At 70.2% G+C, this 16174-nt stretch carries 12 protein-coding genes (1 of these 12 only partly in view); 5 read left to right on the top strand and 7 right to left on the bottom strand.

The annotated features are described in order from the left end of the window. Positions 1 to 65: 65 nt before the first annotated feature. The 4 genes from glpK to OG870_RS08075 form a co-directional block, all read right to left on the bottom strand. Positions 66 to 1577 (bottom strand): glycerol kinase GlpK, encoded by a 1512-nt coding sequence (gene glpK, locus OG870_RS08090; RefSeq protein WP_266530663.1) that lies wholly within the window; start codon positions 1575 to 1577, stop codon positions 66 to 68. A gap of 573 nt (positions 1578 to 2150) precedes the next feature. Next, a complete protein-coding gene (locus OG870_RS08085; protein WP_266586112.1) occupies positions 2151 to 3803 on the bottom strand; it encodes a GGDEF domain-containing protein in 1653 nt (550 codons plus the stop codon). Positions 3804 to 4002: 199 nt separating this feature from the next. Next, entirely contained in the window at positions 4003 to 5193 is a 1191-nt protein-coding gene (locus tag OG870_RS08080; protein ID WP_266530660.1) for a lipid-transfer protein, read from the bottom strand. Next, on the bottom strand, positions 5190 to 5615 hold the full coding sequence (locus OG870_RS08075; RefSeq protein WP_266842254.1) for a Zn-ribbon domain-containing OB-fold protein: 426 nt from the start codon (positions 5613 to 5615) through the stop codon (positions 5190 to 5192). The genes OG870_RS08080 and OG870_RS08075 overlap by 4 nt, the downstream gene beginning before the upstream one ends. 245 nt (positions 5616 to 5860) lie before the next feature. Here OG870_RS08075 and OG870_RS08070 point away from each other — a divergent pair, with 245 nt between their 5' ends. Together OG870_RS08070 and OG870_RS08065 are read left to right on the top strand one after the other, a co-directional pair. Continuing rightward, positions 5861 to 6673 carry a M15 family metallopeptidase gene (locus OG870_RS08070; RefSeq protein WP_266841463.1) on the top strand — a complete coding sequence of 271 codons (813 nt, stop codon included), beginning with the start codon at positions 5861 to 5863 and terminating at the stop codon, positions 6671 to 6673. 47 nt (positions 6674 to 6720) lie between these two features. Then, positions 6721 to 7257 (top strand): NUDIX domain-containing protein, encoded by a 537-nt coding sequence (locus OG870_RS08065; protein WP_266530657.1) that lies wholly within the window; start codon positions 6721 to 6723, stop codon positions 7255 to 7257. 1 nt (position 7258) lies between these two features. On the opposite strand, the gene OG870_RS08060 is transcribed toward OG870_RS08065, so the two are convergent. Further along, the gene (locus tag OG870_RS08060; protein WP_266586118.1) at positions 7259 to 9625 is read right to left on the bottom strand and encodes a glycoside hydrolase family 31 protein; all 2367 of its coding nucleotides are present in this window, start codon (positions 9623 to 9625) and stop codon (positions 7259 to 7261) included. Positions 9626 to 9838: 213 nt separating this feature from the next. On the opposite strand from OG870_RS08060, the gene OG870_RS08055 reads away from it, so the two are divergent. Continuing rightward, complete coding sequence (locus OG870_RS08055; RefSeq protein WP_266586120.1) at positions 9839 to 11815, top strand: acetoacetate--CoA ligase; 1977 nt, start codon at positions 9839 to 9841, stop codon at positions 11813 to 11815. 9 nt (positions 11816 to 11824) lie between these two features. On the opposite strand, the gene OG870_RS08050 is transcribed toward OG870_RS08055, so the two are convergent. Next, complete coding sequence (locus OG870_RS08050) at positions 11825 to 13144, bottom strand: aminotransferase class I/II-fold pyridoxal phosphate-dependent enzyme (RefSeq protein WP_266530651.1); 1320 nt, start codon at positions 13142 to 13144, stop codon at positions 11825 to 11827. Between the two features lie 111 nt (positions 13145 to 13255). Between OG870_RS08050 and OG870_RS08045 the strand changes: the two genes are divergently transcribed. Both OG870_RS08045 and OG870_RS08040 read left to right on the top strand, forming a co-directional pair. Further along, on the top strand, positions 13256 to 14470 hold the full coding sequence (locus OG870_RS08045) for an MFS transporter (protein WP_327690790.1): 1215 nt from the start codon (positions 13256 to 13258) through the stop codon (positions 14468 to 14470). Between the two features lie 22 nt (positions 14471 to 14492). Continuing rightward, entirely contained in the window at positions 14493 to 15386 is an 894-nt protein-coding gene (locus tag OG870_RS08040) for a hypothetical protein (protein ID WP_266530647.1), read from the top strand. 76 nt (positions 15387 to 15462) lie between these two features. Here OG870_RS08040 and ptsP read toward each other — a convergent pair whose 3' ends face one another. Beyond that, positions 15463 to 16174: the 3' portion of a phosphoenolpyruvate--protein phosphotransferase gene (gene ptsP, locus OG870_RS08035; RefSeq protein WP_266586124.1), read on the bottom strand. The gene runs 959 nt beyond the window's last position; only the last 712 of its 1671 coding nucleotides appear in the window; its start codon lies beyond the right edge, outside the window — the gene reads right to left on this strand; its stop codon occupies positions 15463 to 15465.

Raw genomic sequence — 16174 nt, 5'->3', positions numbered from 1 at the left:
CGGCCCGTACCCCCGCCGACCGGGGTACGGGCCGCTGCCTACGGCTCACGCACGCGCGCGTGTGCCTAGTTCTCGCCGTCCTCCTCCCAGCCGAAGCTCTTCTCCACGGCCTTGCGCCAGTTGTGGTACTCGCGGTCGCGTACGGACGCCTCCATGGCGGGCGTCCACTCGACGTCCTTCTGCCAGTGGGACTTCAGCTCGTCGAGGTCGTTCCACACACCGGTCGCGAGCCCGGCCGCATACGCGGCGCCCAGACACGTGGTCTCGGAGACCTTCGGCCGGACCACGGGAACGTCGAGCACATCCGCCTGGTGCTGCATCAGCAGGTTGTTCTTGGTCATGCCGCCGTCCACCTTCAGGGTGGTGATCTGCACCCCGGAGTCCTGGTACATGGCGTCCACGACCTCACGGGTCTGCCAGCTCGTCGCCTCCAGCACGGCCCGTGCGAGATGCGCCTTGGTGACGTAGCGGGTCAGCCCCGTGATGACACCGCGCGCGTCGGAGCGCCAGTACGGTGCGAAGAGGCCGGAGAAGGCGGGCACGATGTACGCCCCTCCGTTGTCGTCGACGCTCTCCGCCAGGGGCTCGATCTCGTCGGCGGTACGGATGATGCCCAGTTGGTCGCGGAACCATTGCACGAGGGCGCCCGTTATGGCTATCGACCCCTCCAGGCAGTAGACCGGTGCCTCAGTCCCGATCTTGTAGCCCATCGTCGTCAGCAGCCCGCTCTTGGACGCCACCGGCCGGTTGCCCGTGTTGAGCAGCAGGAAGGAGCCCGTGCCGTACGTGTTCTTCGCGGTGCCCACGTCGTAGCAGGCCTGCCCGAACACGGCCGCCTGCTGGTCGCCGAGGGCCGACGCGACCGGCACTCCGGCCAGCTGGCCGACCGCACTGCCGTACACCTCGGCCGAGGACCTGATCTCGGGCAGGACGGCCTCGGGGATGTTCATCGCGGAGAGGATGGACGGGTCCCACTGGAGGGTTTCCAGGTTCATCAGCATGGTGCGCCCGGCGTTCGTCACGTCGGTGACGTGCTGTCCGCCGTCGGTGCCGCCCGTCAGGTTCCAGATGAGCCAGGAGTCCATGGTGCCGAAGGCGATCTCGCCGTTCTCGGCCCGGGCCCGGAGGCCGGGCACGTTGTCGAACAGCCAGGCCGCCTTCGGGCCGGAGAAGTAGGTGGCCAGCGGCAGCCCGGTCTGCTCGCGGAATCGGTCCTGCCCGTCCGCGCCGCCGAGCTGGTTGACGAGACCCGCGGTGCGCGTGTCCTGCCACACGATGGCGTTGTGCACGGGCTTGCCCGTCGCGCGGTCCCACAGGAGCGTGGTCTCGCGCTGGTTGGTGATGCCGAGCGCGCTGAGCTGATCGGCGCGCAGTCCGGCCTTGGCGATCGCTCCGGCGACCACCGCCTGCACCTTGGACCAGATCTCCGTGGCGTCGTGCTCCACCCAGCCCGGTTTCGGGAAGATCTGGCGGTGCTCGCGCTGGTCGACGGCGACGATCGCGCCGTCCTGGTTGAAGACGATGCAGCGGCTGGAGGTGGTGCCCTGGTCGATAGCGGCGACGAACTTGTCCGTCATGACGTCCCCTTCGTCGTTCCTTCGGGAGGCTGCTTTGGATCAGAAGGCTGCTTTGAGGATGAGCCCGGAAAGTGCCCCGCCGATCAGCGGTCCGACAACCGGGATCCGCGAGTGACTCCGGTCCCGGCATGGTCCCGGGCCACGGGTCGCGGTGACGGCATGGCCCGTGCGCCCGCCGTGCGGCGGTCCACCGACGCCGCAGGCGCGGCCTTCGCCGTGGATGTCTCCGTTGCTCATGGCGGCTCCTAGGCCCTGTCCCCGGGGTGATCGGCCCCGGTCCTCCGTGCAGGGTGCGTTTCCCGTGGCGACTTCAGCCGAAGGCAGGGAAGCTCCCGCGCCCCGCACGGCGTCCGTGACGAGCGTGCCGTCGCAGCCGAATCGCCGGTGGGGAACGGGCCTGTTCTTCAGGCGGGGCCCGCGCGGCGCGTGCCTGGATACACCGTTTATGTACGGCGATGTCGACTGACACCGGAAGTGTTCACCGGCGCCCACAGAGCGTCAAGGTCGCCGACGGCAACGGTGACAGCCGCCGCGGTGTCCGTGCGAAGGAGGAACGTCCGTCGGTTATGACGATCAGCCTAGGCCTGGTTCCGCCACCGCGCACCCGGCCTGGGCGGGCGCCGCCCCCGAGCCGCGCCGGATCTCGTGGCCCGCCAGCCCCGCTCGGCCCAGCACCCAACTCGCTCCCTGGAGCGATTTCGCGGCCTTCTTCAGCGGCGCCAGACACGCGGCCGCCTGACGGTGGTCCAGCACACTGCCCGGCGGACACAGGACGGTGGCCAGGGACAACGTGACGGGACGCCCGCCGGCCGACCAGGGCGCGTCCAGCACCGAGGCAGCGAGCGGATCCAGCCACTCCGGCTCGGCGAGCACCAGGAAGTCGTCCCCGCCGATGTGGCCCACCCGGGTGCTTCCGGACGCCGCGTGCTGCAGTGCCCTGCCCACCGACCGGATCAGCTCGTCGCCCGCCGCGAATCCGGCTCCGTCGTTGACCTGCTTGAAGTGATCCACGTCCAGCCAGCTCAGCGCGAACGTCCGGCCGTCCGCGATGCGTCGGTCCACTTCGCCGGTGATGGCGTCCGAACCCGGCAGCCGTGTCAGCGGATTGAGCCCGGCCGCCTCCTCGACCCGGCTCTCGGCCAGCGCCCGCACCAGGTCTGCGAGCCGTACGACACCGACGCACCGCCCGTGCCGGTCCACGACCGCCACATCGTCCGATGTACGGCTGCGGTCGCCGACGGCCACCACGTCCAGGACCTCCCAGGCGGTGGCGTCGACGCCCACCGTCCGAGGGTGGTCCCCGAGCTTGACGGCGGGCCGGTCGGCGTACAGCGCATGGCCGTAGCGCCCCGACATCGACAGCAGAAAGCGCGAACGGTGCACGGAACGGACCGGGAGCCCGTGCTGGTCGACGAGCAGTACGCCGGACACCTCAGGCGACCCGGTCAGCAGTGCCCGCACCTGACCGGCCGACGCGGTGGCCGGCAGCAGCGCCGCGGGCCGCACGAACTGTCGCACCGAGGGTCCCGACCTGGGAACCGTCACGGCACCGGGGGAGCGGGGCGGAACGTATACGTCCGCCGCGGGCAGCCGGGCCGGCGGCGCGAACAACTCACCCTGGGCCAGCTGGGCTCCGGCCGAGATCGCGGCCCCGCACTGCAGTTCCGTCTCCACGCCCTCGACGGACAGGAGCGCTCCCAACTGCTCGCACAGTGTCCGCATGGCCATCACCGCCGCAGGCCGAGCCAGCAGCGACGCGTCCAGTTTCACCAGGTCGGGCCCCATGTCGGTGAGCAATCGCAGGGGTACGTCACCGTCCCCGACGCCGTCCGCGCTGATCCGGAAGCCCTGGGCCCGCAGCGCGCCCACCGCCTCCAGCAGAGCCTGGTGGGGGACGTGGGTGTACGGCGGTCCGATGTCGATCGTCACCTCCCACGGCAGCCGTCCAGCCGCGCGCACGGCGTCGTGCAGCGGAGTGAGGCCGCCGAGGTCGGCGAGGGTACCGGCGAACACGTTGACGTGCAGCGGTAGCAAGGTCTCCTTGCGCGCCGCCGCACGGACCGCCAACACCGCCAGCCGGCCGTCGAGTTCAGGGTCCCGGCGAGCCTCGGCCAGGATGTCGCCGGCCTCAGGGCGGGCGAGTATCTCCAGCCCCGCGACTCCGCCGGTGGTCAGGTTGACCACCGGTTGGAAGGCGAAGCGGAGAGTATCCGTCCAGGAGCGCACGGGAGCATGATGGCTCCACCGAAGCACGCTCAGGGCCAGTTCATGAGACGTTCACACAGGATTCCGGAGCGGTCACGCAGCGTAGGAGAAAGGGCTTGCGCCGCGCGGCGGCCATGTTCCTCGGACCCGTCCCCGAACGGCCGCTCACCGCGCTGCGCTCACCGCACCACCCCACCGCGTCACGGTCACCGCACCACGCTCACCGCACTGCGATCACCGCCGACCCATGCCCGAACAATCCCTGGTTCGCCGTGATCCCCACGCGCGCCCCCGCGACCTGCCGCTCACCCGCCTCCTCTCTCAACTGCCAGGTCAGCTCGCATACTTGAGCGATCGCCTGGGCCGGAACCGCCTCGCCGAAGGAGGCCAGCCCACCGCTGACGTTCACCGGTATGCGGCCGCCCGGGGCCGTCACGCCCTCCCGCAACAGCTTCGCGCCCTCTCCCTGCCCGCACAGCCCCAGATCCTCGTACCACTGCAACTCCAGGGCCGTGGACAGGTCGTACACCTCCGCGAGGGAGAGGTCCTCGGGTCCGACGCCCGCCTCCTCGTAGGCCGCTCGCGCGATCGATGCCCGGAACGGGTCGGCGGCCGGCTCCAGGGCGGCTGCCGAGTCCGTCGCGATGTCGGGCAGATCCAGCACCGTGTTGGGGTAGCGGGGTGTCACCGTGGACACGGCCCGGATCCGCACCGGCCGATTCGTCGCGTGCCGGCGCGCGAACTCCATGCTGGACAGCACCACGGCGGCACCTCCGTCCGACGTCGCGCAGATGTCGAGCAGCCGCAGCGGATCGGCGACCACGGCGGAGGCGGCGACCTCATCGGCGGTGACCCGCTTGCGGTAGCGCGCGTTCGGATTGAGCTCCCCCAGCGCCGAGTTCTTCACCTTGACCTGTGCGAAGTCCTCCAGTGTGTCCCCGTGCACGGCCATGCGACGGCGGGCGTACAGCCCGAAGTACGTGGGATTGGTCGCCCCCAGAACCCGGAAGCGAAGCCAGTCCGGATCGTCGGGCCGGTCTCCGCCCGCGGGCCGGAAGAATCCCTTGGGTGCCGCGTCGGCGCCCACCACGAGGACCACGTCCGCGAGCCCCGAAAGTATCTGCGCCCGCGCGGTGTTGACGGCCTGCGCTCCGGACGCGCAGGCGGCGTACACGCTCGCTACCCGGGCCCCCTGCCAGCCCAGTGCCTTTGCGAAGGTCGCACCGGCGACATACCCCGGATAGCCGCCGCGCACGGTGCCGGCCCCGACCACCGAGCCGACGTCCCGCCACTCGAGCCCGGCGTCGGCGAGCGCCGCACGGGCAGCCGCAGCCCCGTACTCGACGAAACTGCGCCCCCACTTGCCCCACGGGTGCATGCCCGCGCCGAGCACCGCCACCTCACCCGTCATGCCTTCACCCCCGTCGGCCGCCAGTGCCAGGTCGTCCAGATCGTCTCCGTGTCCTCATGGAGCACTCCGGGGACGACCTCCACCTCCATGCCCACCGCCAGGTCGGCGACGGTGATCCCCGGAGCCGCCTGTCCCAGCACCACGATTCGCTCGGGCTCCAGCTCCACAGCGATCAACGTGTACGGCGCCCACGAAAGTTCCGGATCGGTCACATAGGGTGACGGAGGTCGATAGCGGCTGTCCGTGTACGACCAGACGCGCCCCTGCCGTGACAGGGGCACCTCCTCCAGATCTCCGCCCGGGCACCCGGGATTGCGGCAGTGCGCGTCCTCGCGGGGGAAGAAGAGCGAGGTGCACGCCGCACAGCGCGTCCCGAGGAGCCTGAAGCCGTCCCCGTCGCCGGCGAACCACCCGGCGACCACAGGCGTGCGTGTGCGCGACAAAGTTCCTCCTCGCCAAGGAATCTGACGGAACGTCAGAAGTCTGCCACGGGCATCCGGAAATCGGCAGTGCGCTCGATCGAACCGAACCGGTCCTTGGTGCGTCGTCGTTACGGAAGGGACGGCCGGGGTCCACGGGGGTGGTTCCGGCCGTCCTTTCCCGATCCGGGGTGAACCGCATCCGATCGCTTCCCGGACGTAACGCCTTCCTGATAGATGCAGGAGACATGACACGTCTCTCCCGTGCACTACGCGGTGCAATTACCGCACTCGCCGCCCTGCTGGCCGTGACCGCCGCATCCGCCACCGCCCAGGCCAGAACGACGGGACCCAGGGCACCGAAAGACTTCGTGGCCCTGAGAACGGTGGACCCGACGATCATCCAGGAGATGCGCTACTTCACTCCGCACAACTTCGTCGGTGAGCGCATCGACGGCTATCGGCAGCCGATCTGCATCCTCACCAGGCCGGCCGCCGAAGCGCTCCACAGGGCCCAGACGAGGCTGCTGCGCAAGGGCTACACCCTCAAGGTGTACGACTGCTACCGACCGCAACGCGCCGTCAACCACTTCGTCCGCTGGGCCGAGGACCTCGACGACCAGGCGATGAAGGGAGAGTTCTACCCGAAGGTCGACAAGACCCGGCTGTTCGAGGACGGTTACATCGCGGAGAAATCCGGCCACAGCCGCGGTTCGACCATGGACCTCACCATCGCGAGGCTCCCCGCGAAGCCGACCCGGCCGTACCACTCCGGAGACCCCCTCGTCCCCTGCTACGGGCCCAAGGGCGAACGCTTCCCCGACAACTCCGTCGACATGGGCACCGGCTTCGACTGCTTCGACACCCTCGCCCACACGCTCGACCCGCGCATCCAGGGAGATCAGCGCGCCAACAGGCTGCTCCTCAAGGGCACCCTCGAGGGGCTCGGATTCGTGAACCTCGCAGAGGAGTGGTGGCACTACACGTACAAGCCCGAGCCCTACCCGGACACCTATTTCGACTTCCCCGTGTCCTGGAAGTCGCTCACCAGCGGCTACTGAGCGGCCTGCCGGAGACGCCCCGCCCGTGATCGGATACATTCCGCTTCGTGTCCGAAACTCAAGCCTCAACCCCCAACTCCGCGCCCGACTCCCACTGTTCGAGCTGCGGAGCGCCCTACGGGGAGGGCGTCACCGGTTGGCCCCGCACCTGTCCGGCCTGCCATGCGGTGGCCTACCGCAACCCACTGCCGGTGGCGATCGCGCTCCAACCCGTGTACGACACGCAGGGCACCGCCCTCGTCGTCATCACCCGAACCATCGTCCCCGCGCGCGGGGGCATAGCCCTGCCCGGCGGCTACATCGACGACCGCGAGGACTGGCGGCAGGCCGTCGTCCGCGAACTCAAGGAAGAGACCGGCATCGACGCGGCGAGCCGCGACGTCCGGCTCATCGACGCCATGAGTTCCCCGGACGGGCATCTGCTGCTGTTCGGGCTCCTCCCGGAGCGATCGGCCGAGGGCCTTCCGCAGTCTGCGCCCACGGACGAGACGGAGGGCTGGCACCTCCTGCGCAGGGCGGAGGAACTCGCCTTCCCTCTGCACACGCTGGCCGTGCGGGCCTGGTTCGAGGGCCGGTACATCTGAGTCAGCTCTCCTTGAGCCCGCGCACGCGCACCGGGTAGGGCGGCTCGCTCGCGCCGCCCTCGTCCTCCCGCTCGACCACCAGCCGTCCCCCCGTCCAACGGGCGACGTAGCGCTCGAGTTCCGGCTCGTCCCACCCGTCGCCCGCGTCCTGCACCACCAGTCCGCTCCCGGTCCGACCCTGGGCGGGCGCCCACACCTCCAGTTCCAACCCGCCGTCGTCCCCGCGTACGGGGACGACGGCACCCGCGCGCGCGAGCACCGGAATCCGCGACAAGGGGGCATCGAGGAGCACCTGTCCCGGCCCCTCGTACACCTGCTCCGTCACCGTGTCGTACCAGCGCCCACGGGGCAGCTGCACCGCACGCCGGTCCGTGCCCGGATCAAGCACCGGCGCCACCAGCAGGCAGTCGCCCAGCAGGAAGGCGTCCTCACAGTCGCGCAGCGCACGGTCTTCCGGCGTCGACCACCACAGCGGCCTCACATAGGGCGCTCCCGTGCGGCGGGCCAGGTGCGCGAGCGTCATGAAGTACGGCAGCAGCCGCCGCCGTTCGACGAGCGCCACACGCGCGTGCTCCAGCACCTCGGCACCGAACTCCCAAGGCTCCCTGCGCCCCGCACGCAGACTCGCGTGCGTCCGGAACAGCGGCAGATACGAGCCCAGTTGGAACCATCGCAGGTACAGCTCGGGTGACGGACTCCCGTCGAAACCGCCCACGTCCGGGCCCGAATACGGCACCCCGCACAGCCCGAGCCCCATGACCAGCGACAACGACGCCCGCAGCCCTGGCCAGCCCGTGGCCACGTCACCGGACCACGCGCCCCCGTACCGCTGCATGCCGGCCCAACCGGAGCGCGAGAAGATGAACGGCCGCTCCTGGGGAGCCAGTTCGCGCAGCCCTTCGTAGCCTGCCCTTGCCATGCACAGCGCATAGACGTTGTGCGCCTCCCGGTGGTCCCCGCCTCGGCCTTCGAGCGCGTGCCTGGCCGACCGAGGCAGCGTCGTCTCCCCGAAGGCGGTGAACGACGTGGGTTCGTTCATGTCGTGCCAGAACCCCGAGAACCCCTGGCCGAGCCGCTCCTTGTACAGACGACCCCACCAAGCCCGCACGCGCGCGTGGGTGAAGTCCGGGAACACCGCCTCCCCAGGCCACACAACCCCTCGTACGACCCGCCCCGAGGCGTCCCGCACGAACGAGTCCTCGGCCGTCCCGCTGTCGTACACCGCGTTGCCCTCGGCGGTTCCGACCGCAGGGTCGACGATCGACACCAGCCGGATCCCGTCCCGCCGCAGCTCCTCGGCCAGCACCGGCAGCTTCGGAAAGTGCTCGTGGTCGACAGTGAACACCTGGTGTTCGTCGAAGTGGTCGATGTCCAGATGGACGGCGTCGAGCGGCAGCCCGCGCTCCTGGTAGCCGGAGACGATCCGCCGTACCTCCTGCTCACTGCCGAAGCCCCAGCGCGCGTGGTGATGACCCAGCGCCCAGGCGGGCGGGAGCGCCGGTGCACCCGTCAGCGAGGCCCAGACGAGCAGCACGCGCGCGGGGGTGCCCACGATCACCCAGCAGCGCAACGGGCCGCCGTCCATGCGCAGTTCGGAGGTCCCTGCCCGGTCGTGCCCGGAACCGGCGCCCTCCTCGCCCTCCCGCAGCGTCACCGTGCCGTCCCAGGAGGTGTCGTGGAACACGAGATGCGTCGCCGCGTCCGCCGCCACCAGTTGCACGGGCATCGTGATGTACAGGGGATCGTCTCCGGGACCGAACGCGTGGCCCGGATCCGTGTTCCACAAGCGGTACGTGCCCTCGCGCAGCCGGGGGCCCGACGACCGCCCCCCGAGCCCGAAGAACCGCGCGTCCGCGGCCACCTCCGACCGCTGCATCCAGCGTGCCGTGCCACCGTCCACCGGCTCCCACCACCGGGGCGGCAGATCTCGGCGCAGGGTCACACCACCGGGCGTACACACCTCGACGGCTCCGTGCCGCGAGATGACGACCGTCACCCGCTCGGCCACGACCCGCCAGCCACCGTCCTTGTCCGGCTCCAGGACCGCCCGGGGATCCGGCTCCGGGCAGCGGCCCGCCAACGCGTACGACGGCTCGGGAGAGGCCCCGTCCCAGCCCCAGAAGACCGCTCCGTTCACCGCTACGACGATGCGCAGCTCGGACCGGCTGAACCGGACGACGCCACCACCCGGGCCGGGCTCCACCTCCTGCACGGGCCCGGGCACCCGCGCGCGCTCGGCGCCTCGCGACGGCAGGGCGGAGGCGTCCGCACGCCTCCTGCGCCATGCGGCTCGCACGATACGCAACCTCTGGGCCGCCCCCGAAGAACCGACCGCTTTTATCGAACGCACCAGGTCACGACCGTCCATGCTGCTCACCCTGCCATTGAACGCCCCACACATGTGTGCCGTTCAACTGCCGTTCACCCGTGCCGGGACCACATCTTCACGGCACGGACTATGTGGGTCGCGCCCTAGTGTAGAAGTCGATCACATGGCATCGTCCGTGTCAGCCGCGTCACGCGCACACCCCAGCACGTGCGCGCCAGACGCACACGACGCGCACAGTCCGGGAGCCGCCCCATGTCGACCGTGAACCCCCAGCCACTCTGGCAGCCAGATCCGGAACGCCGTGCCCAGGCGCAGGTCACAGAATTCCAGGCCTGGGCGGCCGAGCACCACGGCGCCCCGGCCGAGGGTGGCTATGCGGCACTGCACCGCTGGTCCGTCGACGAACTGGACACGTTCTGGAAAGCCGTCACCCAGTGGTTCGACGTACGGTTTTCGACTCCCTACGCGCGCGTGCTCGGCGACCGCTCGATGCCGGGTGCGCAGTGGTTCCCCGAAGCGACGCTGAACTACGCGGAGCACGCCCTGCGCGCCGCCGCGACCCGCGCGGACGAACCCGCCCTCCTGTACGTCGACGAGACACACGAGCCGCGCCCGGTGACCTGGTCGGAGCTGCGCCGACAGGTCGGCTCCCTGGCAGCCGAGCTGCGCGCCCTCGGCGTACGCCCCGGGGACCGCGTCAGCGGCTACCTCCCGAACATCCCGCAGGCCGTCGTCGCCTTCCTCGCCACAGCGGCGGTGGGCGGCGTCTGGACGTCCTGCGCCCCCGACTTCGGCGCCCGCAGCGTCCTCGACCGCTTCCAGCAGGTCGAACCGGTCGTCCTGTTCAGCGTTGACGGCTACCGCTACGGCGGCAAGGAGCACGATCGCCGCGACACCGTCGCCGAGCTGCGCCAAGAACTGCCCACGCTGCGTGCCGTCGTCCACATCCCGCTCCTCGGCACCGAACCCCCCGAGGACGCCCTGGAGTGGTCGGCCCTGACCGGTGCCGACGTGGAACCCGTCTTCGAACAGGTCCCCTTCGACCACCCCCTCTGGGTGCTCTACTCCTCGGGCACGACCGGACTCCCCAAGGCCATCGTCCAGTCCCAGGGCGGCATCCTGATCGAACACCTCAAACAGCTCGGCCTGCACTGCGACCTGGGTCCGGAGGACCGTTTCTTCTGGTACACGTCGACCGGCTGGATGATGTGGAACTTCCTCGTCTCCGGCCTCCTCACCGGAACGACGATCGTGCTCTATGACGGCAGCCCCGGCTTCCCGGACACGGGCGCCCAGTGGCGCATCGCCGAACGGACCGGAGCCACCCTCTACGGCACCTCGGCGGCGTACGTCATGGCCTGCCGCAAGGCCGGCGTGCACCCGGCGCGAGACTTCGACCTCTCCGGGGTGAAGTGCGTCGCCACCACCGGATCCCCGCTGCCACCCGACGGCTTCCGCTGGCTGCACGACGAGTTCGCGGAGAGCGGGGCCGATCTGTGGATCGCGTCCGTCAGCGGAGGCACGGACGTGTGCTCCTGCTTCGCGGGAGCGGTACCGACCCTCCCGGTGTACATCGGCGAGCTCCAGGCCCCCGGCCTCGGCACCGATCTGCAGTCCTGGGACCCGAGCGGCAGACCGGTGATCGACGAGGTCGGCGAGCTCGTGGTCACCAACCCCATGCCGTCGATGCCGATCCGCTTCTGGAACGACCCCGACGGCAGCCGCTACCACGACAGCTACTTCGACACGTATCCCGGCGTGTGGCGCCACGGCGACTGGATCACCGTCACCTCCCGCGGCTCCGTCGTCATCCACGGCCGCTCCGACTCCACCCTCAACCGCCAGGGCGTGCGCATGGGCTCCGCGGACATCTACGAGGCCGTCGAGCGCCTCCCCGAGATCAGGGAATCCCTCGTCATCGGGGTCGAACAGCCCGACGGCGGCTACTGGATGCCCCTCTTCGTGCATCTGGCCCCCGGCACACCCCTGGACGACGCCCTGCTGGGCCGTATCAAGCAGACCATCCGGGAACAGCTCTCACCGCGCCACGTCCCAGACGAGATCATCGAAGTCCCCGGCATTCCGCACACCCTCACCGGAAAGCGAATCGAGGTCCCGGTCAAGCGCCTCCTCCAGGGCACTCCTCTGGAGAAGGCCGTCAACCCCGGCTCGATCGACAACCTGGATCTGCTGCACTTCTACGAGGACCTCGCCCGCAAGCGTTCCTGAGACGCCGGCTCAACCACCGTAGGTGGCCTCGGACTCGCCGAGCACGGCAGCGAAGTCCGAGGCCAGCCGCGCCGCGTCGGCCGGCGCGAGCGCGGCCACGGAGATCCGCACCCCTGGTGGCGACGACGAACGGAACCGGGCCCCGGCCGCGACCCACCAGCCGTACGAGCGCAGCCCGTTCACCACGGCAGACTCGTCCTGCACGGGCACCCACAGATTCATTCCGCTCGCCCCATGGGCATCGATTCCGCGCCCGCCCAGCTCGGCGAGCAGAGCGCCGCGGCGCAGCGCGTACGTCTCCTGAGCGGCGGTCACCAACGCGCGCGTGGCGACATCCGTCAGCAGCCCGTGCACGATCTCCTGGAGGAGATGACTGACCCAGCCCGACGTCAGCAGCAGCCGGCCGTCGTGGCGGGCCAGCGTGGTCGCGTCGCAAGCCGCCGCCGCCCACCGCAGGTCGGTGCCCAGGAACTTGCTCACCGTCCGCACGTGCACCCAGCGCGTCAATCCATCGCCGGTCAGCGAGCGGAGGGGAGCACCGGAGACCTCCGACGCGTGGTCGTTCTCGACCACCAGCACATCGGGCTCGGCACGGAGCACTTCCAGAAGCGCTTCCCGGCGCGCAGCCGAGAAACAGCCGCCGTACGGATTCTGCGCCCGTGGACTGCACACCAGGGCCCGGACACCCGCCCGCAGCGCCCCCCGCACGGCGTCGGGACGCAGACCCTCGTCGTCCACGGCCACCGGGACGATCCGCAGCCCCAGGGCAGTGACCAGATCCAGCAGATGGTGATATCCGGGGTCCTCCATGGCCACGGCATCGCCGGGCCGCAGCTCCACGGACAGAAGCCGGCCGATCAGATCCAGCGCTCCGTGCGCGAAGGTCACGTGTTCCACCGGCACACCCTCGGGCCCGATCCAGTCGCGCACGACCTCCTCCAGCCGCGCGAGTCTGGGCATCGAGCGATGTGCCCGGACGCCGGGTGACAGACGAGACGGCGGTACGAGAGCGGGAAGGAGCGAGGGATCGGGGTGCCCGCCGGACAGGTCCCGCAGGCCCTCCGGCACTTTGGGCGGCCGGCGTGACGCCACCGCGGGAGCGGGCGCCACCACGGTCCCGCCCCGCCCGCGCGTGACGACGATTCCACGCCGGCGCAGCTCCTTGTAGGCCGTGGCGACCGTACCGGGACTGACCCCGAGGTCGTCCGCGAGCCGTCGCACGGGAGGCAGCGCGGCCTCGGGCCCCAACGATCCCTCCGTCACGGCCCGTTCGACGGACGCGGCAATTCCCTTGGCCGTCGTACCAGTGATCCCATATTGTGTTGCCACGTTGGAAATTATGTATCAGTACATAATCGAAGGCAAGGGGGAGCAGTGCATCGGACGTACCGCGCAGCCGCATGGTCGAGCCGGATACCCGGAGGGCGCGACGGACGCAGAATGCTCGTCATCGCGCTCGTCGACCGGACCGGCAGCGGACTCTGGGCCTCCGTGTCAGTCCTGTACCTCACCTACGTCTCGGGCCTCTCGGTCGGTCAGGTCGGCACGCTCGCCGCGACCGCCGGAGCCATCGGCATCGCCGGCGCACCTCTTGGCGGTCGCATCGCCGACCGGTTCCCGCTCACCCGCGTGCTGCTCGTCGTCCAACTCCTGCGCGCGCTGGCCTCCTTGGCGCTCCTCACCACGAACGATTTCGCCCTGCTCCTCGCCTTCTCCGCCGTGGGCGGCCTCGGCGACCGCGCGGCGAGCGTCCTCACCAGGCTGTACGCCACCCGGGTGGCAGGACCGGACCGTGTCCGCTACCAGGCCGTCCAGCGCACCGTCGCCAACGCGGGCTGGGCCCTGGGAGGCCTCGCCGCCGCCGCGGCCCTGACGCTCGGCACCTCAGCGGCCTACCAGTGGCTCCTGGCCGGCGACGCCGTGTCGTTCCTCGCCTCCGCGTTGCTCACCCTGCGCTGCGGCGAACCCCCGTCCCCGACCCGCACGGTGACCACCTCGAAGTCCCCGGCACCGAAAACCAAGCCGACAAGCGCAAGCCCCTGGCGCGACCGCACCTACCTCGCCTACGTGTCCACCGAAACCGTTCTCTTCCTCGATGACGCGGTCTTCAAAATCGGCCTGCCTCTTTGGATCGCGCACACGGGCACCGCACCACACGGCCTCGCGCCCCTGCTGCTGGTCCTCAACAACGTGATGGTGGTGGCCCTCCAGGTCCCCCTGGCCCGCTTCGGGACCACGACTGCGGCCGCTCGCAGACTCCTCGTCCCGCTGTCGGCCGCCTTCGCCCTCGGCGGCCTTGCCATGGCGTTCTCGGCCACGAGCGGCGCCATCACCGCGACCCTGTTCCTGACCGCCGCGGCCGCCGCCTTCACGGTGGCCGAGATGCTCCACGCAACCATTTCCTGGGAACTGTCCGTCGCTCTCGCCCCCGGCACGGCGCATGGCGCCTACCTAGGTGTGCACGGCCTGGCCCAGTCCGCCCAACGCAGCATCGGACCACTCGCAGTCACCGCGGCCATAGCCGCCGGCCCGGTCGGCTGGGCCTGCTTCGGCGCCGCCATCGCCTTGACCTGCATAGTTCAGCATCGCCTGGTCCGCGATCCCCTGACCCAGAAGTCATTGTCAGTGCCGTCGGTTACTGTGAGTGAGCATTGATCGACCGTGCACAGGGGGAAAGATGGCGCACACCGACCACCAGACCATGCGACGCGTCCTGCGGCGCGAAATCGCGGGCACCATCGGCCTGCTCACCGACGAACACGACTTTCGCGCCATGCGGCGCTATCGCAGCTTCGCCTTCGACAACCACACCAGCTATCTCCAGCAAGTGGAGGCGCTCCTCAAGACGCGCGCCGCCCAAGGCAGCCACACCACCGTTGCCCTCTTCGACCCGCAGGAGTACGCCGCATTCTGCGAGGACACCGGCCTCGACCCCGACGTCCAGTCCAGCCGCACACGCTTCACCGCCGAACTGGCCACCACAGGACCCCTCCTTCCCTACGAAGGCCAGCCCCTGGCCGACCTCGTCCCGGCCCTTGTCGACGAAGCCGTTCGCCAGGCCACCCGGGAGTACGCCTCCACACTCCTCGCCCGCCTCGGCGCATGCGCCTCCTGCGGCGAGGACATCGGCCGCGCGGCCTTCACCCGCGCCTCGCACCTCCTCGTACGCATCCTGGACACGGCAGGACCGGGCAATCGCCACCTCGTGTGCAGCGTCTTCGCAACGCCGGAAACCCTCTTCTCCGTGCTGCACGCCGATCAGGACGACCACGGTGCCGTGCGACTCGACGAGGCCGAAGCCCTCGAGTTCACCACGGTCCTGGCCCTCGGCATCGCCACCCAGAGCCCGGGCGGACTCGTGATGCGCACCAGCGCCCCCGGGGCCACCGACCGCGTCTACGGATGGCGCCTGCGCGGAGAGGGCGTAGAACCCCTCACAGCCGGAGAGGTGTTCGACGCCTACTGCACCGACATCGAATCCGGAGACCTGATCTCCCCGGAATCGGACGTGGACTACTGCGTACCGCCGGACCTGGGGCAGGAGGGACCGGAGCCGGGACACCACCACTGAAGCAAAAGGGGCGCTTCATCCATGGAGGAAGCGCCCCTCAAAAACAGCCGCGAAACAACAGTCGATCTCGGCCCGACTACTCGCCGGACAGCACTGCCTGAGCCGCGTTGCGCGCCTCCTCGGCGCTCTCCGTGGCCCGGGCTGCCGCAGCGGCACGCTCGCACTGGGCCAGCGTGTACTTGCCCAGCGTCGCCCTGACATAGGGAATCGACGCCGCACCCATCGAGAGAGAGGTGACACCCAGACCGGTCAGCACACACGCGAGCAGCGGATCGGACGCGGCCTCACCGCAGACTCCACAGCTCTTGCCCTCGGCCTTCGCCGCTTCGGCGGACAGCGCGACCAGGTCGAGCAGCGCGGGCTGCCACGGATCCTGCAGCCGGGACACCGCGCCCACCTGACGGTCGGCGGCGAATGTGTACTGCGCGAGGTCGTTGGTCCCCAGGGACAGGAACTCGACCTCCTGCAGAATCGACCGAGCCCGCAGCGCGGCCGACGGGATCTCGACCATCGCGCCGAACTTCGCCCGCAGCCCCGCCGCACGGCACGCGTCCGCGAACGCCTTGGCGTCGGCACGGTCCGCCACCATCGGAGCCATCACCTCAAGGTAGACCGGCAGACCCTCGGCAGCCTTCGCGAGCGCTGTCAGCTGGGTGCGCAGCACCTCCGGGTGGTCGAGCAGCGTCCGCAGCCCGCGCACGCCGAGCGCCGGGTTCGGCTCGTCGGCAGGCGTCAGGAAGTCCAGCGGCTTGTCCGCACCGGCGTCCAGCACCCGTACGACGACGCGG

It is taken from the genome of Streptomyces sp. NBC_00461 (genome assembly GCF_036013935.1).
Classification (GTDB): Bacteria; Actinomycetota; Actinomycetes; order Streptomycetales; family Streptomycetaceae; genus Streptomyces.
Note: the sequence above shows the minus strand (reverse complement) of the source record. Positions and strands in the feature narration are given on the sequence as shown.

What these genes read in the sequence shown, in the direction of transcription:
- glpK (WP_266530663.1), bottom strand. Translation starts at nt 1,577, where the DNA reads ATGACGGACAAGTTCGTCGCCGCTATCGACCAGGGCACCACCTCCAGC.
- OG870_RS08080 (WP_266530660.1), bottom strand. Translation starts at nt 5,193, where the DNA reads ATGACGGGTGAGGTGGCGGTGCTCGGCGCGGGCATGCACCCGTGGGGC.
- OG870_RS08070 (WP_266841463.1), top strand. Translation starts at nt 5,861, where the DNA reads ATGACACGTCTCTCCCGTGCACTACGCGGTGCAATTACCGCACTCGCC.
- OG870_RS08060 (WP_266586118.1), bottom strand. Translation starts at nt 9,625, where the DNA reads ATGGACGGTCGTGACCTGGTGCGTTCGATAAAAGCGGTCGGTTCTTCG.
- OG870_RS08055 (WP_266586120.1), top strand. Translation starts at nt 9,839, where the DNA reads ATGTCGACCGTGAACCCCCAGCCACTCTGGCAGCCAGATCCGGAACGC.
- OG870_RS08045 (WP_327690790.1), top strand. Translation starts at nt 13,256, where the DNA reads ATGCTCGTCATCGCGCTCGTCGACCGGACCGGCAGCGGACTCTGGGCC.
- OG870_RS08040 (WP_266530647.1), top strand. Translation starts at nt 14,493, where the DNA reads ATGGCGCACACCGACCACCAGACCATGCGACGCGTCCTGCGGCGCGAA.